This is a genomic window from Micromonospora maris AB-18-032, assembly GCF_000204155.1.
GTDB classification, from domain to species: domain Bacteria; phylum Actinomycetota; class Actinomycetes; order Mycobacteriales; family Micromonosporaceae; genus Micromonospora; species Micromonospora gifhornensis.
This window is the reverse complement of the sequence record NC_015434.1, coordinates 5,545,877-5,566,367: the sequence shown is the minus strand read 5'-3', so window position 1 is coordinate 5,566,367 and position 20,491 is coordinate 5,545,877. Positions and strand designations below refer to the sequence as shown.

General features: G+C 70.9%; 24 protein-coding genes. 11 read left to right on the top strand and 13 right to left on the bottom strand.

Annotated elements, in window-relative coordinates:
• The first annotated feature begins 237 nt into the window (after positions 1 to 237).
• Positions 238 to 822, top strand: coding sequence for a hypothetical protein (locus VAB18032_RS24560; protein WP_013735631.1), 585 nt, complete (start codon positions 238 to 240; stop codon positions 820 to 822).
• Positions 823 to 1,183: 361 nt separating this feature from the next.
• On the opposite strand, the gene VAB18032_RS24555 is transcribed toward VAB18032_RS24560, so the two are convergent.
• Both VAB18032_RS24555 and VAB18032_RS24550 read right to left on the bottom strand, forming a co-directional pair.
• Complete coding sequence (locus VAB18032_RS24555) at positions 1,184 to 2,110, bottom strand: alpha/beta hydrolase (protein WP_013735630.1); 927 nt, start codon at positions 2,108 to 2,110, stop codon at positions 1,184 to 1,186.
• On the bottom strand, positions 2,107 to 2,448 hold the full coding sequence (locus VAB18032_RS24550; protein ID WP_013735629.1) for a hypothetical protein: 342 nt from the start codon (positions 2,446 to 2,448) through the stop codon (positions 2,107 to 2,109). Before VAB18032_RS24550 ends, VAB18032_RS24555 begins: the two co-directional genes overlap by 4 nt.
• 74 nt (positions 2,449 to 2,522) lie before the next feature.
• Here VAB18032_RS24550 and VAB18032_RS24545 point away from each other — a divergent pair, with 74 nt between their 5' ends.
• Positions 2,523 to 3,110 (top strand): helix-turn-helix domain-containing protein, encoded by a 588-nt coding sequence (locus VAB18032_RS24545; protein ID WP_013735628.1) that lies wholly within the window; start codon positions 2,523 to 2,525, stop codon positions 3,108 to 3,110.
• On the opposite strand, the gene VAB18032_RS24540 is transcribed toward VAB18032_RS24545, so the two are convergent.
• Positions 3,062 to 3,496, bottom strand: a complete 435-nt coding sequence (locus tag VAB18032_RS24540) for a VOC family protein (RefSeq protein WP_043721791.1) — start codon at positions 3,494 to 3,496, stop codon at positions 3,062 to 3,064. The genes VAB18032_RS24545 and VAB18032_RS24540 overlap by 49 nt on opposite strands.
• Positions 3,472 to 4,044, bottom strand: a complete 573-nt coding sequence (locus VAB18032_RS24535) for a cob(I)yrinic acid a,c-diamide adenosyltransferase (RefSeq protein ID WP_013735626.1) — start codon at positions 4,042 to 4,044, stop codon at positions 3,472 to 3,474. Before VAB18032_RS24535 ends, VAB18032_RS24540 begins: the two co-directional genes overlap by 25 nt.
• Between VAB18032_RS24535 and murA the strand changes: the two genes are divergently transcribed.
• Both murA and VAB18032_RS24525 read left to right on the top strand, forming a co-directional pair.
• Positions 4,043 to 5,485 (top strand): UDP-N-acetylglucosamine 1-carboxyvinyltransferase, encoded by a 1,443-nt coding sequence (gene murA / locus VAB18032_RS24530; protein ID WP_013735625.1) that lies wholly within the window; start codon positions 4,043 to 4,045, stop codon positions 5,483 to 5,485. The genes VAB18032_RS24535 and murA overlap by 2 nt on opposite strands.
• Positions 5,486 to 5,559: 74 nt before the next feature.
• The gene (locus VAB18032_RS24525; RefSeq protein ID WP_013735624.1) at positions 5,560 to 6,408 is read left to right on the top strand and encodes a 3-hydroxyacyl-CoA dehydrogenase family protein; all 849 of its coding nucleotides are present in this window, start codon (positions 5,560 to 5,562) and stop codon (positions 6,406 to 6,408) included.
• 21 nt (positions 6,409 to 6,429) lie between these two features.
• On the opposite strand, the gene VAB18032_RS24520 is transcribed toward VAB18032_RS24525, so the two are convergent.
• The 5 genes from VAB18032_RS24520 to VAB18032_RS24500 all read right to left on the bottom strand — a co-directional run bounded on the left by VAB18032_RS24520 (position 6,430) and on the right by VAB18032_RS24500 (position 10,277).
• Entirely contained in the window at positions 6,430 to 7,278 is an 849-nt protein-coding gene (locus tag VAB18032_RS24520; RefSeq protein ID WP_013735623.1) for an ABC transporter permease, read from the bottom strand.
• Positions 7,275 to 8,123, bottom strand: a complete 849-nt coding sequence (locus VAB18032_RS24515; protein ID WP_013735622.1) for an ABC transporter ATP-binding protein — start codon at positions 8,121 to 8,123, stop codon at positions 7,275 to 7,277. The genes VAB18032_RS24520 and VAB18032_RS24515 overlap by 4 nt, the downstream gene beginning before the upstream one ends.
• A gap of 125 nt (positions 8,124 to 8,248) precedes the next feature.
• Entirely contained in the window at positions 8,249 to 8,548 is a 300-nt protein-coding gene (locus VAB18032_RS24510) for a DUF1540 domain-containing protein (protein ID WP_013735621.1), read from the bottom strand.
• An 81-nt stretch (positions 8,549 to 8,629) separates the two neighbouring features.
• Positions 8,630 to 9,553 carry a polysaccharide deacetylase family protein gene (locus tag VAB18032_RS24505; RefSeq protein ID WP_232510856.1) on the bottom strand — a complete coding sequence of 308 codons (924 nt, stop codon included), beginning with the start codon at positions 9,551 to 9,553 and terminating at the stop codon, positions 8,630 to 8,632.
• A 103-nt stretch (positions 9,554 to 9,656) separates the two neighbouring features.
• Entirely contained in the window at positions 9,657 to 10,277 is a 621-nt protein-coding gene (locus VAB18032_RS24500; RefSeq protein ID WP_043725642.1) for a DUF4126 domain-containing protein, read from the bottom strand.
• A gap of 71 nt (positions 10,278 to 10,348) precedes the next feature.
• On the opposite strand from VAB18032_RS24500, the gene nucS reads away from it, so the two are divergent.
• Positions 10,349 to 11,008, top strand: coding sequence for an endonuclease NucS (gene nucS, locus VAB18032_RS24495; protein WP_013735618.1), 660 nt, complete (start codon positions 10,349 to 10,351; stop codon positions 11,006 to 11,008).
• Positions 11,009 to 11,053: 45 nt separating this feature from the next.
• On the opposite strand, the gene VAB18032_RS24490 is transcribed toward nucS, so the two are convergent.
• A complete protein-coding gene (locus VAB18032_RS24490; RefSeq protein ID WP_013735617.1) occupies positions 11,054 to 12,556 on the bottom strand; it encodes an aldehyde dehydrogenase family protein in 1,503 nt (500 codons plus the stop codon).
• 217 nt (positions 12,557 to 12,773) lie between these two features.
• On the opposite strand from VAB18032_RS24490, the gene VAB18032_RS24485 reads away from it, so the two are divergent.
• From VAB18032_RS24485 to VAB18032_RS24465, 5 genes are all read left to right on the top strand, one after another.
• Positions 12,774 to 13,184: an FHA domain-containing protein gene (locus VAB18032_RS24485; protein ID WP_013735615.1), complete on the top strand. Its 411-nt coding sequence runs from the start codon at positions 12,774 to 12,776 to the stop codon at positions 13,182 to 13,184.
• A gap of 32 nt (positions 13,185 to 13,216) precedes the next feature.
• On the top strand, positions 13,217 to 14,275 hold the full coding sequence (locus VAB18032_RS24480) for an alpha/beta fold hydrolase (protein ID WP_013735614.1): 1,059 nt from the start codon (positions 13,217 to 13,219) through the stop codon (positions 14,273 to 14,275).
• An 86-nt stretch (positions 14,276 to 14,361) separates the two neighbouring features.
• On the top strand, positions 14,362 to 15,990 hold the full coding sequence (locus VAB18032_RS24475; RefSeq protein ID WP_013735613.1) for a 3-hydroxyacyl-CoA dehydrogenase family protein: 1,629 nt from the start codon (positions 14,362 to 14,364) through the stop codon (positions 15,988 to 15,990).
• A 107-nt stretch (positions 15,991 to 16,097) separates the two neighbouring features.
• Entirely contained in the window at positions 16,098 to 16,424 is a 327-nt protein-coding gene (locus VAB18032_RS24470) for a hypothetical protein (RefSeq protein WP_013735612.1), read from the top strand.
• 65 nt (positions 16,425 to 16,489) lie between these two features.
• On the top strand, positions 16,490 to 17,299 hold the full coding sequence (locus VAB18032_RS24465; RefSeq protein ID WP_013735611.1) for an alpha/beta hydrolase: 810 nt from the start codon (positions 16,490 to 16,492) through the stop codon (positions 17,297 to 17,299).
• Between the two features lie 43 nt (positions 17,300 to 17,342).
• Here VAB18032_RS24465 and VAB18032_RS24460 read toward each other — a convergent pair whose 3' ends face one another.
• From VAB18032_RS24460 to VAB18032_RS24450, 3 genes are all read right to left on the bottom strand, one after another.
• Positions 17,343 to 18,620, bottom strand: coding sequence for an AI-2E family transporter (locus tag VAB18032_RS24460; RefSeq protein ID WP_013735610.1), 1,278 nt, complete (start codon positions 18,618 to 18,620; stop codon positions 17,343 to 17,345).
• Positions 18,621 to 18,721: 101 nt separating this feature from the next.
• A complete protein-coding gene (locus tag VAB18032_RS24455; protein ID WP_013735609.1) occupies positions 18,722 to 18,904 on the bottom strand; it encodes a DUF397 domain-containing protein in 183 nt (60 codons plus the stop codon).
• Entirely contained in the window at positions 18,895 to 19,695 is an 801-nt protein-coding gene (locus VAB18032_RS24450; protein WP_013735608.1) for a helix-turn-helix domain-containing protein, read from the bottom strand. Before VAB18032_RS24450 ends, VAB18032_RS24455 begins: the two co-directional genes overlap by 10 nt.
• 409 nt (positions 19,696 to 20,104) lie before the next feature.
• Between VAB18032_RS24450 and VAB18032_RS24445 the strand changes: the two genes are divergently transcribed.
• Positions 20,105 to 20,440 carry a hypothetical protein gene (locus tag VAB18032_RS24445; RefSeq protein ID WP_043725627.1) on the top strand — a complete coding sequence of 112 codons (336 nt, stop codon included), beginning with the start codon at positions 20,105 to 20,107 and terminating at the stop codon, positions 20,438 to 20,440.
• Positions 20,441 to 20,491 lie beyond the last annotated feature (51 nt).

Here is a 20,491-nt window from a genome sequence, read left to right as displayed (position 1 = left end):
AAGGCCCCCCGGAGCAGGCCAGATGGCTTCGTGGTTGGCCCGGCCCCCGGGAATGATGGTGGGTGGTCGGTCGTTGTACATGGTCCCGGCGCCGCGAAGGTGTCCCCCCGGGGCCCCGCGATGGGTCCCGGCCCCGCGTGTGAGCCGGTGAACCTTCCCCCCTTTTTTGAGCGCCTGACGGCGTTTGCATGCACCTGTCCCCCGTGGTGTGTGTCTACCCCCGAATGGAGCTTGGTGATGAACTCGATCTTCCGTAAGAGCGTGCTGGGTGTTGCTGGTCTGGCTTTCGCCGGTGGTGTGTTCGCCGGTCCGGTGGCGGCTCACGCGGATGCCGCTCCGGTGAGGACCACCCCCGTCGTGGTGCAGGCTGAGAAGCCGGATGCGGGCAAGTTGATTCCGCATGGTGTGCAGGGTGCGCAGTCGCGTATCGATCTGAACGGTGAGCAGGTGGCGAACACGAAGGCGATCATCGCGGCGACGAAGAAGGCTGGTATGGATGAGCGTGCCGCGGTCGTGTCGATCGCTACCGCGTTGCAGGAGTCGAAGTTGGAGAACCTGGGCCACCTGGGTGACCGGAACGACCATGACTCGCAGGGCTTGTTCCAGCAGCGTCCGTCCAGTGGTTGGGGCACGGTGGAGCAGATCACCGACCCCGAGTACTCCACGACCGCCTTCCTGAAGGGTCTGAAGCAGGTTGATGGTTGGCAGGACATGCCGTTGACCAAGGCCGCGCAGACGGTGCAGGTGTCGGCGTACCCGGATCACTACGCCCAGTGGGAGCAGCAGGCTGCTGACCTGGTCGCCAAGTACTGGAACAGCTGACCCGTACCCCTGTGGTGAGAACCAACGCCGACTGGCCGGACCCCGTACTCCGGGGGCCGGCCAGTTCGGCGTCTGACGGCCTGTGCGTGCCGTGCAGGCCCGGTGTAGTCACGTGCGGGTCTCGGCGAGGATGGGGCCACGTCTGCGTGGGACAAGTGGCGGAGCCGCCTGGGCGTGGCGCCCTCCAGACCGCCACCGCCACCGCCACCGCCACCGCCCACCCGCCCTACCGTTGCACGCCTCGTTGATCACGACCGGAACAGCTGGCCGAAGAACCAGGCCAACACCGGAACGGCTGACCGGTAGACCAACACGGAAAGCCGGCACCCGAGAGCGGGTGCCGGCTTTCGGCGTCTTCACATCAGGTCAGCTCAACGACACGGGCGCGGAGCCAGTCGACGACCGCGCCGGTGACGGCGGGATCGACCGGGTTGCGAATCTCCCGGCGGTACGCCCCCAGCGACGGCGGGCCGGGCTGGTGTCGCAGCACGTGGGTGACGTCCGGCAGGAGCCGGGTCTGCACCGGCCCGCCGGCGTGCTCGGCGATGAGCGTCAGGTCGGCCGGGTCGACCTGGAGGTCCTTGCTGCCGGTGACGGCGAGGATCGGCGCGTTGATGCGGGCGAGGTCGGGCCGTGGGTCGTACCGCAGGAACTCCCGCATCCACTTCGCGTTGATCCGCTGCCCGCCGATCCGTGTCACGTCGGCGGTGGTGGCCAGGATCTTCTCGTGGTTGCGGGACACCCTGGCCACCAGGTTCAGACGCATGAGCCGCAGTAGCAGGCGTACCGGGGCGGGCAGGGTGGGCAGGATCTGGGCTGTCTGCCAGCGCAGCACCTCGGCACCGAGCCGGGCACTGCTGGAGAGCAGGACCAGCCCGGCGGTGGTCACGCCACGCGCGGCGAGCGTGGTGGCGGTCAGTGCTCCCTCGCTGTGCCCGACCAGGAACAGCGCCCGGCTGTCCACGCTCGCGTCGGCGTCGAGTGCGGCGAGGGCCGCCTGGGCGTCGTCGACGTTGTCGTGGAACCCGGTGGGCCAGAACCCGCCGGAGCTCTCGCCGATCCCGCGCCGGTCGTACCGCAGCGTGGCGATGCCTGCGGCGGCCAACGCGGCGGCCAGGTCCCGTTGGATGCCGATGCGCATCCGGCGGTGGTCGCCGTCGCGGTTCAGCGGCCCGGAACCGGGCAGCAGCAGTGCGGTGGGGTGGGGCCCCGGACCGTCCGGCAGGGTGAGGGTGCCGACCAGGCGGTGACCGGCGGAGTGGAACGTCAGTTCCCGGTCGGTGCTCACCGGCGTACCGCCTCCGCCACGGCAGTTGCGTCGTCGGCACCGATGACCAGGGCGTCGTACCGCTGGCCGGTCAGGGTGATGCGCACGGCCGGTTGGTTGGCGCGGACGCTGACGAACTCCTTGCCGGCCCGGCCGCGCCAGGTGCCGACCTTGCGGGCGCCGGGCAGGCCGAGGCCGGGTGCCCGGATGCCTCGGGGGGCGCGCAGGCCGTCGGGCTGTACGGTGACGGCGGTTACGGCGGAGCGCGGAACGGTGACGTCGCCCCGGAGCGCCCACAGCTTCTCGGCGGGGGTGAGCCGGATGCGGATCGAGTCGGGGGTGAGGTCGATGGTGGCCATCGGCGCTCCTTCATGCTCGCTATAATCTCGTCAGCGAGAACATTATCAGAGGCGAGAACGATGGGGAGGCGCGTGTGGCCCTCGACACTGCTGAGCTGCTGCTTCATCCGGTACGGATGCGGATCGTCCAGGCATTTCTGGGCGGCCGGACGCTGACTACCACGGACCTGCGCGCCGAACTGGCGGACGTGGCCCCGGCGACGCTGTACCGGCAGGTCGCCACCCTCACCGGTCACGGGGTCCTGCGGTCGGTCGGGGAGCGGCGCATCCGGGGTGCGATCGAGCGCAGCTACCAGTTGGACGAGGCGGCGGCTGCGGTGGACGCCGACACGATCCGCGGGATGACCCCGGAACAGCACCGGCGGGCCTTCCTCACCTTCATCGCCGGGCTCCTCGCCGACTTCGACAGCTACCTCGACAGCGGTGGTGGTGACCTGGCCCGTGACCTGGCCGGCTATCGGCAGAACGCCTTCTACGCCACCGACGCCGAGCTGGTCGAGTTCATCACCCGGATGCGTGAGCTGTTCGCCGAGTACGCGGCGCTCGGGCCGGGGCCGGGCCGGACACGGCGGTTGTTCACCACCGTCCTGCTCCCGGCCGACCCGGTGACCGCTCAGGACGACGGAGATGCGCCGTCGGAGGCCACCAGTTCCACCTCGTAACCCTGCCCGTCGGACAGGTACGCGGCGTAGGTGTCGGCGCCACCGGCGTACGGGTGGCGGTCGGGGAAGAGCAGTTCCCAGCCGTACGCCGGGGCCTGCTCGACAAGCCGGTCCACCGCGGCGGGTGGACCGGCGTGAAAGGCCAGGTGGTTCAGGCCGGGCGCGAGCCGGTCGTGGCGTCGACCGGAGAGCGCGGGCGACTGCTCAAGGACGAGGTACGTCGGGCCGAGCCGCCAGGAGTGGCCGGCCGGCCACTGCTGGAACGGTGTCCAACCCAGTTTCCCGAGCAGCCAGCCCCAGCTGTGCATTGCTGCGCCCAGGTCGGGTACCCAGACCTCCACGTGGTGCAGGGCACCGAGCGTCACCGGCCTCCGCCGGGGACCCATAGCACGTCTCCGTCCGGATTTGCCGCTCTTGACAGGATAAAGAGCAGATCCGACAGCCGGTTGAGATACTTTGCCGGGAGGTGGCTGGTCCGGTCGGGGTCGTGTGCGACGAGCGCCCACGCCGACCGCTCGGCGCGCCGGGCGATCGTCCGCGCCACGTGCAGCAGTGCCGCGCCCGCGGTGCCGCCGGGGAGGATGAAGGAGTCGAGGTTGCTCAGGCGCGCGTTGTACTCGTCGCACCAGCCCTCAAGGCGCTCGACGTACCCCTCGGTGACCCGCAGCGGCGGATACTTGGGGTCCGGTTCGACCGGGGTGGACAGATCGGCGCCCACGTCGAACAGGTCGTTCTGGATCTGCCCGAGCACCGGGCGCAGGGCGTCGTCGAGCTGTCCCAGGGCCAGTGCCACGCCGATGGCCGCATTGCACTCGTCGACATCGGCGTACGCGCAGATCCGCGGGTCTGTCTTCGACACCTGCTCGTTGTTGCTCAACCTGGTCATGCCGGCGTCGCCGGCCTTGGTGTAGATGCGCGTGAGGTGGACGGCCATGACGCACAGCCTACGGATACCGGACCTGACCATCCCGACCCGCCCGCAGCCGGGTACGGGCTGGTCCGCCGGGGTGGGACCGGGTGACGCGGGTGACCCGGCGATATCCGACGTCGATGTCATCCGGGTCAACGGGGCGGCCCGACTCGCCGGCACGGTGCACGTGGTCGGTGCGAAGAACTCGGCGTTGAAGCTGATGGCCGCCGCGTTGCTCGCGCCCGGCCGAAGCGTGATCACCAACGTGCCGCGGATCACCGACATCGCCATCATGGGGGAGGTGCTGCGCCGGCTCGGCTGCGACGTGCGGTTCGACGTGGACGACCCGGTGGACCCGATGGTCGCGGTCGGCGGGGCGCCGCGCTCCCGTTCGGTGACCATCGACGTGCCGGAGCAGCCGGGGGTCGAGGCCGACTACGACCTGGTGCGTCGGCTCCGCGCGTCGATCTGCGTGCTCGGCCCGCTGCTGGCGCGGCGAGGTTACGTGCGGGTGGCGCATCCGGGCGGCGACGCGATCGGTTCGCGTGGGCTGGACATGCACATCTCCGGACTGACCCGGATGGGTGCCGACATCTCCGGTGAGCACGGCTTCGTGATCGCCTCGGCGCCGCAGGGACTGCACGGCGCGGAGATCACGCTGGAGTTTCCCAGTGTCGGGGCGACCGAGAACCTCGTCATGGCGGCGGTGCTGGCCGACGGCACCACGGTGATCGACAACGCGGCCCGCGAACCCGAGATCGTGGACATCTGCACCATGCTCATCCGGATGGGCGCGCTGATCGAGGGCGAGGGCACGTCCACCATCACGGTGGTCGGCGTACCCCGGTTGCAGCCGGTGCGGCACGCGACGGTGGGGGACCGGATCGTCGCCGGCACCTGGGCCTTCGGGGCCGCGATGACCCGCGGCGACGTCACCGTGACCGGCCTCGACCCGAGCTACCTGGAGATCGCGCTGGACAAGGTGGTCGCGGCCGGCGGCCTGGTCGAGACCCGGGCGAACGCCTTCCGGGTACGGATGGAGGAGCGGCCCCGGGCGGTGGACGTGGTGACCCTGCCCTATCCGGGCTTCGCCACCGACCTGCTGCCGATGGCGATCGGCCTGGCCGCGCTCAGCGACGGCGCCTCGCTGATCACCGAGAACATCTTCGACGGCCGGTTCATGTTCGCCAACGAGATGATGCGTCTCGGCGCGGACATCAAGACCGACGGGCACCACGCGGTCGTACGCGGCCGCGAGCGGCTCTCCGGCGCCCCGGTACGCGCCACCGACATCCGTGCCGGCGCGGGACTGATCATCGCCGGGCTCTGTGCCGACGGGGTGACCGAGGTGTCCCACGTGCACCACGTGGACCGGGGCTATCCCGACTTCGTGGCCGACCTGCGGGCGCTCGGCATCGAGGTCGAGCGGGCCACCGCGCCGGAGGAACCGGAACTGACCATCTGAGCCGCCTTAGCCGTCGTTCAGGCTCGCCGACTAGGGTGCAGACAGACACTCGAATCGCAGCGAGGGAGCAACAGATGGCGGGTCGACTCGCGGTCGTCGGTGCCGGGCTGATGGGCTCGGGCATCGCCCAGGTGGCGGCGCAGGCAGGCTGGCAGGTGACACTGCGGGATCTGGACGACGCGGCGACGCAGCGCGGCGTGGACGGCATCCGCAAGTCGCTGACCCGGTTCGCGGAGAAGGGGAAGATCTCCGCCGACGAGGTCGAGGCGACGCTCGGCCGGATCACCCCGACCACCGACCTGGAGGCGGCGGCGGACGCGGACATCGTCGTCGAGGCGGTCTTCGAGCAGTTGGAGATCAAGCACGAGGTGTTCCGCGCGCTCGACCGGATCTGCAAATCGGACGCGATCCTGGCCACCAACACCTCGGCCATCCCGGTGACCCAGATCGCGGCGGTCACCGAGCGTCCCGAGGCGGTCGTCGGCACCCACTTCTTCTCGCCGGTGCCGATGATGAAGCTCTGCGAACTGGTCCGTGGCTACAAGACCAGCGACGCGACCCTGGAGGCGGTCAAGTCCTTCGCCGAGGAGATCGGCAAGACCGTGGTGGTGGTCAACCGGGACATCGCCGGCTTCGTCACCACCCGACTCATCTGCGCCCTGGCCATGGAGGCGGTCCGGCTGGTCGAGGCCGGGGTCATCTCCGCCGAGGACCTGGACACCGCCTGCAAGCTCGGCTTCGGCCACGCCATGGGGCCGCTCGCCACCGTCGACCTGACCGGTGTCGACGTGCTGCTCAACGCGACCCGCAACATCTACACCGACACCGCCGATGAGAAGTTCTTCCCGCCGGAACTGCTCCAGCGCATGGCCACCGCCGGGGACCTGGGCCGCAAGTCCGGCCAGGGCTTCTACTCGTACTGAGGGTGCCCTTCCTTGCACCCGTCAGCCGTCGCGGCGGGTGGTCCAGCGGAAGGTGGTCAGGCAGAGCACCAGGCCGATCACGCACCACAGGCCCAGCACCAGCGCGACCCGGGTCAGCTCGAAGGACCCGCCCGGCTCGTTGGCGCCGAAGCTCTCCGGCAGGAAGACCGCGCGCAACCCCTGGCACATCCACTTGAGCGGGAAGATGGCCGCCACCTGCTGCATCCAGGTCGGCAGGTTGGTGAAGACGAAGAACACCCCGGAGATGAACTGGAGCACCAGGGCGATCGGAGTGACCACCGCCGAGCCGCTGCGCGCGGTACGGGCCAGCGACGAGATGGCGATGCCGCACAGGGTGCAGGCGGTGATGCCCAGCGCGCTGACCCAACCGAAGGTGAGCCACGCCGAGGCGGTGCTCGGCAGATCCAGGTCGAACAGGGCCACCGAGACGCCGAGCAGCAGCGCGGTCATCACCACGCCGGTCACCAGCACCATGATCACCTTGCCGGCGAACCAGACCCACTTCGGCATCGGCGTGCCCCGGTAGCGCTTGAGCACGCCCCGGTCCCGCTCGATGGGGATCCAGATGCCGAGGTTCTGGAAGCTGACAGTCATCAGACCGGTCGCGATCATGCCGGTGATGAAGTACTGCGTGTAGCTCACCCCGTTGCCGAGATCGCCGTCGAAGATCGACGCGAAGATCAGCACCATGATGATCGGGAAACCGAGCGTGAAGACCACGGACTCCCGGCTGCGCAGGAACTGCCGGATCTCCATCCGTCCCTGACGCAGGGCGAGACTGGCCGGCCCCGGCCGGCGGGCGGGCGCGGCGGCGGCGACCGGGGCCGCCGGCTTCGTCGTGGTGGTCATCGGTGTCCGATCATCCGCAGGTAGATGTCTTCGAGGGTGGGCCGGGTGACGGTCAGACCGGGCACCTCGCCGCCGAATCGCGCGGCCAACTCCGCCACCAGCGCCGTCGGCGTCGCGCTCTGCGCGCTCTCCAGGGTGCCTTCCGGCGTACGCCAGGAGACCGTGGCCAGGGCCTCCTGCCGGTTGCCCAGGCTGGTGGGTGGGGCCACCTCGACCAGTCGGCCGCCGGTGATGACGCCGACCCGGTCGGCGAGCGCTTCGGCCTCGTCGAGATAGTGCGTGGTGAGCACGATCGTGGTGCCGGCCGCGGCGAGGTCGCGGATCAGCTCCCAGAACTCGCGGCGGGCCTCCGGGTCGAAACCGGTGGTCGGCTCGTCGAGGAAGAGCAGTTCGGGGCGGCCGATGATGCCCAGCGCGACGTCCAGGCGGCGTTTCTGCCCGCCGGAGAGGGTGTGCGTACGAGCGCGGGCCTTGCCGGCCAGGCCGACGCGGGCGATCACCTTGTCCGGGTCGTCGGCGTCGGGGTAGAAGGCGGCGAAATGGCGTACCACCTCGGCGACGGTCAGCTCGTCGAATTCACCGGTGCCCTGGAGCACGATGCCGACCCGGGCCCGCCACTGCGGGGAGGCTGCGGTCGGGTCGACGCCGAGCACCCGCACCTCACCGGCGTCGCGGTGCCGGTAGCCTTCGAGGATTTCCACGGTGGTGCTCTTGCCGGCACCGTTCGGCCCCAGCAGGGCGAACACCTCGCCCCGGTGAACGTCCAGGTCCAACCCGGCCACCGCGACATTGTCGCCGTACGCCTTGCGCAGTCCCCGGACGTGGATCGCCACGTCGTCACTCATGACGTCAAGTGTGCGACCTGCACCGGTAGCTCAGCTGCCGCGGGGGTGGTGGTTCCCGCCACGCCGGTGTTAATAAGGGCCCCTTCCTCTACCTGAGGCGTTAACAAGGGGCCCTTCCTTACCGCTCAGCGGCGGGTGTAGGTCATGCAGTCGGCCATGTCGGCGTCGGGGCCGACCCGGATCGCGGGTGCCTGGCACTCCAACTGTTCGTTGTGTTGGCAGTCGGCTCGCTTGCAGGCGCCCACCTGCGCCTTCTGGCCGTCCGCGCCGGCCCGGATGGTCGGCATCTCGATGAACGTGTGGCAGTGGGCGTGGTCCATGCTGCCGATCGTGATGGCGAAGGCGTGGCAGTCGTTTGTGTGGTTGTACGCACAGGCGGCCACCACGCACTCCTGGACGCGCGGCATTTCCAAGGCTGCGGTCATCGCGACCTCCTCTAGGTATTTGCCTGATTTTAGGCATCTGGGGGATCTGCGCGGCCCGGTTCGCGGGATCCGGCCACCGCCCTAGCCCGTGGCGAGCACCTCGGAGAGCAGGGCCGGTTCGAGACCTCGTTCGGCGAGACCCGCCAGGATGTGCGGCAGCGCCTCGTCGGTCATCGGCGCGTTGGCCTCGGTCACGTGCAGGACGATCACCGAGCCGGGGCGTACCTGGTCCAGCACGGCCCGCACGATCGGCTGCCAGGCCGTGGCGAACGGGTCCCCGCTGACCACGTCGCCGTCGACGACGGTGAGGCCGAGCGGGGCGAGTGCGGTAAGCGCCGCACGGTCGTGGCAGAGCCCGGGGAACCGGAAGTACCGGGTCTGTCGACCGCCGTATGCGCTGACGAGATCGAAGGTACGGGCGACGTCGGCGGTCATCTTCCGGGGGGCGATGCGGGGCAGTCCGTAGCAGTCCGCGGTGAAGGCATGGTGCCCGTAGGTGTGGTTGGCCAACTCGAACCTCGGGTTGGCGGCCAGCCGCCGGGTCACGTCCGGGTACTGCTCCACCCACATGCCGGTGAGGAAGAAGGTGGCCGGGACACCGTCGCGCTCCAACCGGTCGATGATCTTCAGATTGGCGTACGACGTGCCGGCACCGCCGCGCATCTGCCGTCGCATCGCGTCGGTCATGTCCGCGTCGAAGGTCAGCGCCACCTTGTTGCCCCGGCGTGGGCCGTGGTCGACCACCGGAGGCAGCGCGTCGGTCCGAGTCGCGCCGGGCAGCGTCCCGGCCGGCGGGGTGGGCGACATGCTCGACGGTGTCGCCGACACCTCGGGCCGGTCACCGGCACCCACCTCCGTCTCGACGAACCTCGCGCCCGAGGACTGCGGCCCGAGGTCGGCGCCGTCGGGCTGGCGCAGCGGGTTCAGGACGGCCAGCAGGGTGAGGGCACCGGCGACGGCGGCGAGCGTCGCCACGAGCGGAACGCGGGAAGTCTTCACGGACACCGGAGGATGATGTCAACCGCGCCCGGCGGCCGACATCATCCGGCCCGGCAGCGCCGGGGGCGGGTCGGAGGGGCAGCGCGTACGCTCAGGTCGGCCGCCCAGGTCAGACGCGGAAGCCGGCCTCGCGGGCGGCCCGGCGTTCCCGGCGGCGCTCCGCTCGACGGCGCAGGAACCAGGGCAGGAAGAGCGCGAGGGCGACCAGGAACACCAGCACCAGCACCGGCAGGATGATCGCGACGAGGGACATCACCACGCTTGTGGCGTCCTCGGCGGTGCTCGCCACCGGGGCACCGACGCCCGCCGTGGCCGCGTTGATGACCGGCCGGGCGGCGGACTTGAGCAGGTGGATGCCAAGGGCGATGATCACCCCGGCCAGCACCGGCAACCACTGACCCCCACTGGCGAAGAAGCTGTCGGGATCGCTGACCGTCACCGTCTCGGCGGCCGAGCCGGCACCGAAGGCCAGGCCGCCCGCCGTCGGCCGGACCACCGTCTGCACCACGTCGTTGACGTGGTCCACCACCGGCACCTTGTCCGCGACGACCTCGACGACCAGCAGCGCGGCGAGGATCGCGAGCACCCAACCGTTACCCAGCCACTGCCAGCCGCCGGGCAGGTCGATCACGCTGGTGTAGCGGGCCAGCCCGCCCATCAGCAGCAGCGGGATGTACGCGTTCAACCCCGCCGAGGCGGCCAGTCCGGTACCGGTGAGCAATTCGAGCACCATCTCAGCATCGCACCGGCACGCCAGTGGCGCTCGGCGGCGATCCGCGGTGCCTCCGCTACCCTCGTCGGGTGCGGTTGGTGATTGCGAAGTGCTCGGTGGACTATGTCGGACGGCTCTCGGCCCACCTGCCGCCGGCCACCCGGCTGCTGATGGTCAAGGCGGACGGATCGGTCTCGATCCACGCCGACGACCGGGCCTACAAGCCCTTGAACTGGATGAGCCCGCCCTGCCGGCTGGAGGAGGCTCCCGGCGTGTGGCGGGTGGTCAACAAGGCCGGGGAGGAGTTGCGGATCACCCTGGAGGAGGTCTTCCAGGACACCTCCTACGAGCTGGGCGTCGACCCGGGGCTGCGTAAGGACGGTGTCGAGGCGCACCTGCAGGAGTTGCTGGCCGCCAACCCGGAGACCCTGGGCGAGGGCTTCACGCTGATCCGTCGGGAGTACATGACCGCGATCGGCCCGGTGGACCTGCTCTGCCGGGACGCCAACGGCGGCACCGTCGCCGTCGAGGTCAAGCGGCGCGGCGAGATCGACGGGGTGGAGCAGCTCACCCGCTACCTCGAACTGCTCAACCGGGATCCGCTGCTCGCCCCGGTGGCCGGGGTCTTCGCCGCACAGGAGATCAAGCCGCAGGCCCGGGTGCTCGCCACGGACCGGGGGATCCGCTGCGTCGCGGTGAACTACGACCGGCTGCGCGGCATCGAACGCGACGAGCTGACCCTCTTCTAGGGCTGCCGGTTTCCGGGGCTTCCGGGCGTACAGGGCTTCCCGCTGCTAGGGCTTTCGGGCGTACAGCAGCTTCACCGCTTTGACCAGGCGGTCGACGTCGGCCTGGGTCCGCTCGAAGGTGGTGGACGGCAGCAGCGAGCGGGCCCGCCGGCGGGTGATCGCCTTGGCCCGGCCGAACTCCCGCAGCCCGTCCTCGCCGTGGATGCGGCCGAAGCCCGACTCGCCGACTCCGCCGAACGGCAGGGTGGACATCCCGGCGAAGGTCAGCGTCGAGTTGATCGAGGCCATGCCGGAGCGCAGGCGACGGGCGATCGCCACCGCCCGTCGCTCGCCGAAGACCGAACCCCCGAGACCGTACGGCAGGGCGTTGGCCCGGGCGAGCGCCTCGTCGGCGTCGCGGACCCGGTTGATGGTCACGGTGGGCCCGAAGGTCTCCTCGCGTACGGCGAGCGAGTCCTCCGGCACGTCCACCAGCACCGTCGGATGGGCGTACGGCGGCTGGACCGAATCCGGGCCGCCCAGTGCGGCGCGTCCGCCCCGGGCCAGCGCGTCGGTGATGTGCCGGCGGATGACGTCGAGCTGGCTCGGCATGGTGATCGGCCCGACGTCCGCGCCGTCGGCGCCGACGGTCAGCCGGCCGGCGCGTTCGACCACCTTCGCCACGAAGGCGTCGAAGACCGGCTCCACCGCGTAGACCCGCTCGATGCCGATGCAGGTCTGCCCGGCGTTGGTCATCGCGCCCCAGACGCACGCCTCGGCGGCGGCGTCCAGGTCGGCGTCGACGTCCACGATCATCGCGTCCTTGCCGCCGGCCTCCAGCAGCACCGGGGTCAGGGTCTCGGCGCAGGCCGCCATGACCTTCTTCGCGGTCGCCGTGGAGCCGGTGAAGGCCACCTTGTCGACCCCGCTGCGGCACAGCGCGGCACCGATGTCGCCGAGCCCGTGGACGGCGGTGAAGACGGGCTGCTCCGGTACCACCTCGGCGAAGGTGTCGACCAGCCACTGCCCGACGAGCGGCGTGTACTCGCTGGGCTTGAAGACCACCGCGTTGCCGGCGGCCATCGCGTACGCGGCGGAGCCGATCGGGGTGAAGACCGGATAGTTCCAGGGGCCGATCACGCCGATCACGCCGTGCGGCTGGTACTCCAGGTGGGCGGAGAACTCCGCCAGGACGAGCCGGGACCGGACCTTGCGGGGGCCGAGCACCCGGCGGGCGTTACGGGCCGCCCAGTCGACGTGTTCCACCGCGGTGACGATCTCGACGATCGCGTCGGCGACCGGCTTGCCACCCTCGACGTGCACCAGCTCCGCCAGTTGCTCCATCCGTTGGGCGAGCAGTTGTCGCCAACGCAGCAGCCGGTCGCGTCGTGCGTCGAAGCCGAGCCCGGCCCACCAGCGGCCGGCCGCACGGGCCCGCTCGACGGCCTGCTCGACGGCGGCGACGGTGGCGAGCGGAAGCCGTCCGGCCTCGTCACCTGTTGCCGGGCTGGTCGAGACCAGGTGATCGCCCTCGATCACGGGGGTGCCGGGCAGATGCACAGCCGTCATGGCCGGAAGTCTAAACCTGAAACCTACTCATCGGTAGGGCGCGCGTACGGGTGGCGCGCCACGGCACCGGCCGGGCGAACGGGCGGTCTTCGTGGAAGTGGCGAACGGAAGGTGGCTTGCTGGTTACTGCTCGATGGCCGGATGGGCGGTGGAGGTGACCGGTAGGTGATGGCAGGCTGGGCCGGGGATGGCGCAGAGCGTGGAGGTCTGACGGTCCATGGAGCAACATCCGCAACTGCTGCCGATGCTGACGGTGGCCGCCGGCCCGATGCGCGGGCTCAGTTTCCGGCTGCGTGCTCAGCCGATGGTGATCGGCCGGGACACGGCGGCGGACATCGTCGTGCACGATCCGCACATGAGTCGTCGACACGCGGAGATCCGGCTGGCCGGTGACGGGGTTTCCCTGCTGGATCTCGGCTCCACCAACGGCACCTGGGTCAACGGGCTGCGCACCACCGGGCCGGTCTGCCTCACCGACGGCGACATGATCCTGATCGGCCGTACCGAGCTGCGTTTCTTCGACCCCGCACTGGCCCGGACCGACCCGGTGGGCCTGAGCTTCGGCGTGCCCCGGCAGGAACGGCGCACCACGCTGGTGCTGCCCACCGGTGGGGTCCGGGCACATTGACGGGTGCGGCGCGGCTTGCCAGCATCGCGCGAATGAAGACCGAGCACCGCAGGGTGAGCGCGAACGGAATCTCCCAGGCCGTCCGGGTGGCCGGCCCCGCCACGGGGGTGCCGGTGCTGCTGATCCACGGCAACTGCTCCTCGGCGGCCTTCTGGGAGCCACTGATCCGGCGGCTACCGGAGACGCTGCGGGTCGTCGCGCCGGATCTGCGTGGGTACGGCGACACGCAGACCGCGCCGGTGGACGCCGGGCGGGGCCTCGCGGACTTCGCCGACGACGTGGCCGCCCTGCTCGCCGAGCCGAGCATCTTCGCCGACGGGGCCCGACCGGTGGTGGTCGGCCACTCGCTCGGCGGGGGAGTGGCGATGCGCCTGCTGGTGGACCACCCCGACCGGGTGAGTGGGCTGCTGCTGGCCGCACCGGTGTCGCCGTACGGCTTCGGTGGCACCCGCGACCTGGCCGGTACGCCGACCACCCCGGATTTCGCCGGCACCGGCGGTGGCACGGCCAACGGCGACTTCGTGGCGCGGTTGGCGGCCGGTGAACGCGACGCGTCGGCACCCGCCAGCCCGCGCAGCGTGCTGCGCTCGGCGTACGTGGCCGACCCGGCCTCGCTCGGCGACGACGAGGAACTGCTGCTCGACAGCCTGCTCTCCACCGCCACGGGCACTGACAACTATCCCGGCGACGCCGTGCCGTCGCCACACTGGCCGGGATTCGCGCCGGGACGCCGGGGCACCCTCAACGCCCTGGCGCCCGCACACTTCCGGATCGCCGACGAGTTGGTGGCGGTCACGCCCAAACCGCCGGTGACCTGGATCCGGGGCGACGCCGACGTGATCGTCTCGGACGCCTCCCTGTTCGACCTGGCCCGGCTCGGCGCACTGGGTGTGCTGCCCGGCTGGCCCGGGCCGCAGGAGTGCCCGCCGCAGCCGATGGTGGGCCAGACCCGCGCCGTCCTCGACCGGTACGCCGCAGCGGGCGGCAGCTACCGGGAGGTGACGCTGCCCGGCTGCGGGCACAGCCCGCACCTTGAGCGACCGGCGGAGTTCGTCGCGGAACTCCTCGCCCTCTGCCCCCGCGCCTGCTGACCGTCCGTAGCGTGGGAGACTCGCGCCGATAGCCTTAGCGGCCGTTAACTACCCGGCCGCGCGGAGCGACAGGGGAGGCCCGGGTCATGGCGCGCGAGTTCACCAGGGTGGGCGTGGTGGGGCTGGGCACCATGGGTGCCGGCATCGTCGAGGTGTTCGCCCGCAACGGCGTCGACGTCGTCGCCGTGGAGGTCTCCGACGCCGCCCTGGAGCGTGGCCGGGCCAACCTGACCGGCTCGACCGACCGGGCGGTGGCGCGGGGCAAGCTCGCCGAGGCCGACCGGGACGCCCTGCTCGGCCGGGTCACCTTCGCCGTCGGGCTGGACGCGCTGCACTCGGTGGACCTGGTGATCGAGGCGGTTCCCGAGCGACTCGACATCAAGCAGCGGCTCTTCGCCGACCTGGACCGGGTGTGCAAGCCGGAGGCCATCCTCGCCACCAACACCTCGTCGTTGAGCGTCACCGAGATCGCGGTGGCGACCACCCGGCCCGACCAGGTGATCGGCATGCACTTCTTCAACCCCGCGCCGGTGATGAAGCTGGTCGAGGTCGTGCGTACGGTGGTCACCTCGGCCGACGTGGTGGCCGACGTGGAGGCGCTCTGCGTACGCCTCGGCAAGGTCGACGTGACGATCACCGACCGGGCCGGGTTCATCGCCAACGCGCTGCTGTTCGGATACCTCAACCACGCGATCGGCATGTTCGAGGCCCGCTACGCCACCCGCGAGGACATCGACGCCGCGATGAAGCTCGGCTGCGGTCTGCCGATGGGTCCGTTGGCCCTGCTGGACCTGATCGGCCTGGACACCGCGTACGAGATCCTCGACACCATGTACCGGCGCGGTGGGCGCGATCGTCGGCATTCCCCGGTGCCGCTGCTGCGGCAGATGGTGACCGCAGGGCTGCTCGGTCGCAAGTCCGGCCGGGGTTTCTACACCTACGAGCGGGCCGGTTCCGGCAAGCTCGTACCGGACGAGTTGACGCCGACGGCCCCGACGTCGACCGACGGCGCGCGAGCCGTCACCACGGTCGGGGTGGTCGGCTCGGGCACCTTGGCCGCCGGCCTCGTGGAGACCTTCACCGCCGCCGGGTACCAGGTCGTCCCGGTCGACCCTGCGGGGGAGTTGCCGCGGTTGGCCGACGTCGACCTGGTGGTCGAGGCGACGGCCGACGACCTTGACGGGACGAAGGCGCTCCTCGCCGGCCTGGGCGAGGTCTGCAAGCCGGGCGTGGTGCTGGCCACCACCACCTCCGCGCTGCCGGTGATCGACCTGGCGATGGCCAGCGGACGCCCGGCCGACGTGGTGGGCCTGCACTTCGCCAACCCGGCCACCCCGCTGGTGGAGATCGTCCGGACGATCCGTACGTCGGCGGAGGCCACCGCCACCGCCCGCGCGGTCGTCGCCGCCCTCGGCAGGACCGGGGTGGTCTGCGCGGACCGGGCCGGGTTCATCGTCAACGCGCTGCTGTTCCCGTACCTCAACGACGCGGTGCGGATGCTGGAGGCCGACTACTCCACCACCGACGACATCGACAACGCCATGAAGCTGGGCTGCGGCTACCCGACCGGCCCGTTCGAACTGCTCGACACCGTCGGGCTGGACGTGGCGCTGGCTGTCCAGCGGGCGCTGTACCGCGAACTGCGTGAGCCCGGTCTCGCCCCGGCACCCCTGCTGGAGCAGCTGGTAACCGCCGACCGCCCCTTCCGGAGGTAAGGAAGGGCACCCTGTTAACGCCTCCGGTAGAGCAGGGGCCCCTTGTTAACACCAGTGGTGTCACCTCAGGGCAAGGCTGCCGCCAGCACGGTCGTACGCTGGATGACGTGAGCCCCCGTCGTAACCGTCCCCGCCGCGACGACGTCGAGCGCCTGGACACCGAGCGGGCCCGACAGGGCGTCGCCTCGGTGCAGCAGTGGCGCGACGGCGACTGGCAGGTACGCGGGATCAGCGGCGGTTCGTCGGTCAAGACGTACCGTTGCCCCGGTTGTGACCAGGAGATCCGGCCTGGGGTGGCGCATCTGGTCGCCTGGCCCGCCGACGGTCGGGGCGACCTCACCGACCGGCGGCACTGGCACAGCGGGTGCTGGCGGGCCCGCGACCGCCGGGCACCTGTCATCCAGCGCGGACGCAGCGCACCCCGGCACGGCTGAGGCCGGCGGGGCGATCTTTGTCACCTCGGGCAGCAGGGTGGGCGGCGACGCGGGAGGATGACAGGGTGAGTGCACCGATCCGCGCATCGTCGATCCTGCCCGGTCGACGGGAAGACATCGAGCTGCACACCGCGGACGGGCTGCGCCTGGTCGGTGAGCTGGCGCTCCCGGTCGACCGGCCACCGGCAGCCACCCTGGTCTGCCTGCACCCGCTGCCCACCCACGGCGGGATGATGGACAGCCACGTGTTCCGCAAGGCGGCCTGGCGACTGCCCGCCCTGGCCGACCTGGCGGTGCTGCGGTTCAACACGCGCGGCACCAGCAGCGTGCGCGGCACCAGCGAGGGGACGTTCGACTCGGCCGTCGGCGAGCGCTACGACGTGGCCGCCGCCATCGAGTACGCCGAGTTCCACGAGCTGCCCGACATCTGGCTGCTCGGCTGGTCGTTCGGCACCGACCTGGCCCTGAAGTACGGCTGCGACCCGGCGGTGACCGGCGCGATCCTGCTCTCGCCGCCGCTGCGCTTCTCCGAGTCGGCCGACCTGACCCCGTGGGTCGAGTCCGGCAAACCGCTTACCGCGTTGGTGCCGGAGTTCGACGACTACCTTCGCCCCGAGCAGGCCCGTGAGCGGTTCGCGGCGATCCCGCAGGCCGAGGTGGTCGGGGTGCCGGGAGCGAAGCACCTCTGGGTCGGTGACGCCGAGACCGTGCTCGACGAGGTGGTCCGGCGGGTCAACCCGGCCGTGCCCGTACCACTGCCGACCACCTGGGACGGCCCGATGGAGACCGGTGACGCCAGTGCGTACGCCGACCGCACGGTGGCCGCCTTCGCCGACACCCCGGTAGCGGGCCCACCACAACGCCAGGCCGACTGAGGCGGCTGGCCTCGGGGCAGCGCCCGGCCGAGGGCTGGCCGGGTCAACGGGCGTCCTGGCGGGGGAGTACCACCTCGCGCAGGATCAGTTGGGTGGCGGCCACGGTCGGGATGGCGATGAGCGCCCCGATCACCCCCAGCAGGGACACCCCGAGCAGCGCCGCGACCAGCGCGGCGACCTCGTTGACGTGCACCGACCTGCGCATGATCTTGGGGTAGATGAGATAGTTCTCGATCTGCTGGTACACCACGAAGAAGACCACGCAGGCGATCCCGACGGACGGATCGGTGGCGAAGCCGACCAGGCTGACGATCACCGCGCCGAGCGTCGCGCCGATCTGCGGGATCAGGTCGGTCACCGCGACGACGACCGCCAGCGCGAACGGGTACGGCAGGCCGACGATCAGCGCGAACACGAACGTGGTCACGCCGGCCAGCACCGCGATGGACAGCGCACCGACCATGTACGCGCCGACCTTGGTCAGGATCTCGTCGCCGATGAGCTGCACCCGCTCGCGGCGGGAACGCGGCACCAGCGCGTAACCGAGTTCGCGCATCCGGTCGAAGTAGACCAGGAAGTAGATGGTCAGCACCAGCACCGTCAGCACCCGGAAGACCGTGCCGAAGACCAGCTGGGCACCGCCGAGCACCCCGCCCAGCGCCCGGCCGACCACGTCCGCGTTGGCCGCCTCCTGGGCCCGGCGCATCAGGTCGAACCGCACCACGAGATCGTTGACGGCCTCGTTGCGCCGCAACGTGTCCAGATAACTCGGTAGCTGATCGAGGAACTGCCCGGACTGGGTCACGATCGGCGGTACCAGGGCCAGCACACCGGCGGCGAGCAGCGCCAGCACCGTCAGCGTCACCGCAGCCACGGCCAGCCCGCGCGGCAACCCCCAGGCGCACAGCCGGACCACCGCCGGGTGCAGGCCCACCGCGAGGAACAGCGCGATGACCACCAGGACCAGGATCCCCGCCGCGTTGCGCAACCCCAGATAGACGGCGTACGCGGACAGCACGCCGAGCGCACCGGTGAAGCCGACGAGGAAGCTGTTGCGCCGCAGCGGACGCCCCGGAATACCGAACCGACCGGCGTCCCCGCCCGCGCTGCCCGGTGCCGGAGCGGCTGGCTGCTCAGGTGGTGTCCCCGTGGATGCTGGCGGCTGCGGCTGCGGTGCTGCCGCCGTGGGTTCTGCGGCCTGCCGCTGTGGGCCGTCCTGCTGGTCTGGCCTGGACTGCTGTGGGCCGTCCCGCTGGTTCGGCTTGGACTGCTCCGGGCCGGGCTGCTCCGGGCCGGAGCGATGCGGGCCGTCGTGCGCCATCCGGTCTCCCCGTTCACGCTCCGACGAGCATGCGTCGGTCGTCGATGCCGGCTCGTCCGGGCCGGCGGTTGCCGGGCCGCGACCCGGTGGTCGAGGTGGGGTTACCGCCGCTTGACCTGGCCGACGAAGGTCTGCCAGGTCTGCGGGGTGAAGGCGAGGACCGGCCCCTGCCGGTCCTTGCTGTCGCGGACCGCCACCACGTCGGGCAGGTTGTCGGCCACCTCGACACAGTCGGTGTTCCCGCTGCGGGTGGCGGTGCGCCAGGTCGCGCCGGTCAGATCCATGACTTCGCCACTTCCTTGAGAAGTTCGATCGACTGCTGGCGGGACAGCGCGTCATTGCGCACCGTCTCCCACCGTGCCAACAGGGTAGCCACATCGGACTCACCGTCGGTGGGTCGGGCGGTCAGCTGCGCCTCCTGGCTCGCCACCCAGCCTCCTTCCGCACCCCGGGCCAGCGAGAACGGCCCGGACAACCCGATGTGCAGCCCGACGCTGAGCGGGATGACGTGGATGCTGACGTTCGGCCGCTCGGCGCTGGCGATCAGATGCTCGACCTGGTGGACCATGAGCGCGTGGAAGCGCTCCTCCCGGCGGTGCAGGACGGCCTCGTCGATGACCGCGATGAGCTGCGGTGGATCCGGTCGGGTCAGGATGGCCTGCCGGTCCATCCGGGCGGCGACCCGCTTGTCCACCTCCTCGTCGCTGAGCAGGTCGTCGCAACGGATCACCGCGCGGGCATACCCCTCGGTCTGCAACAACGCCGGGATCAGCGTGGGCTGGAAGATCCGCAGCTGACTGGCCAGGCGTTCGGCGTCCAGCCAGGGCAGGAACCAGGACGGCTGCCCCTCGCGCTCGGCGATCCGCAGCAGCGCCACCAGCAGCCCGCCGGAACGCAGCACCTCGTCGGCGCGGGCCAGCAACTGCCGGTCGTACGGTCGGCTGCCGGTCTCCACGGCGGACACCATCGACGGGGAGTAGTGCACCAGCTTGCCGAACTCCTCCTGGCTCAACCCGGCGGCGGTGCGCAGCCGGCGTAACTGGGATCGGATCAGGTCGGCGCTCGATTCCTCCACAGTGCCTCCACAATCGCGTACCGAGAATCGCTCATCAGTTGCCGGTGGTGCGGTGGTTGCGCAGGCCCGTCACGACCCCGCTCGATGACTTCCGACAGTAGTGCTCCGGTCAGCAGACTGTCAGCCATGCCGGACACGCTCGTTGCCAGCAGGGCGCGGGCGGGCCCTGGCCGGGTCGCCCCGACACCCCCGGTGGGCACCCAGGGCCGCCCACCCATTCCCCCGGGTGGGCGGCCCCTCCTCAATCGCTTTGGGTACGTTTGTTGTCGCTGAAGCAGCAAGAAACGTACCCGAACCTGCCCTCACGGAGGTCGACGTGCGTGTTCGCTGCTACCAGCGCCCCAAGCTCCTGGGGCTGGCGATGGTGGGTGGCCTCGTGTTGGCGGCGTCGGGCAACCGGGAAGCGGCTGTGATCAGCACCCGGCTGCCGGCCCCGGGCCGTGGCCCCCGCCCCGAGCGGCCCCGCGCGACCGGCGGCGACCCGCCACACACCCCGCTGCGACCGATGTGGTGCTGTCGCGCCGACGGCCAGCCCTGGCCCTGCGCACAGGCCCGGCTCCTGCTGCGGGCGGAGTACGACGAGAACCCGGTCGGCCTGTCGATCTATCTGGCCGGCCTGATGTACGAGGCGATGCGCGACCTCTACCGACTCAACCCGTACGACGGGCCGGAGCCCGCCGCACTATTCGACCGCTTCCTCGCCTGGGGCCCACGCCGCCGCCCACCGTCCGAGCAGTCCTCCTGACCACCGCCCAGCGCCACCCGTTTGACCGGGTGGCTCGCCGTCCGGCGTGGC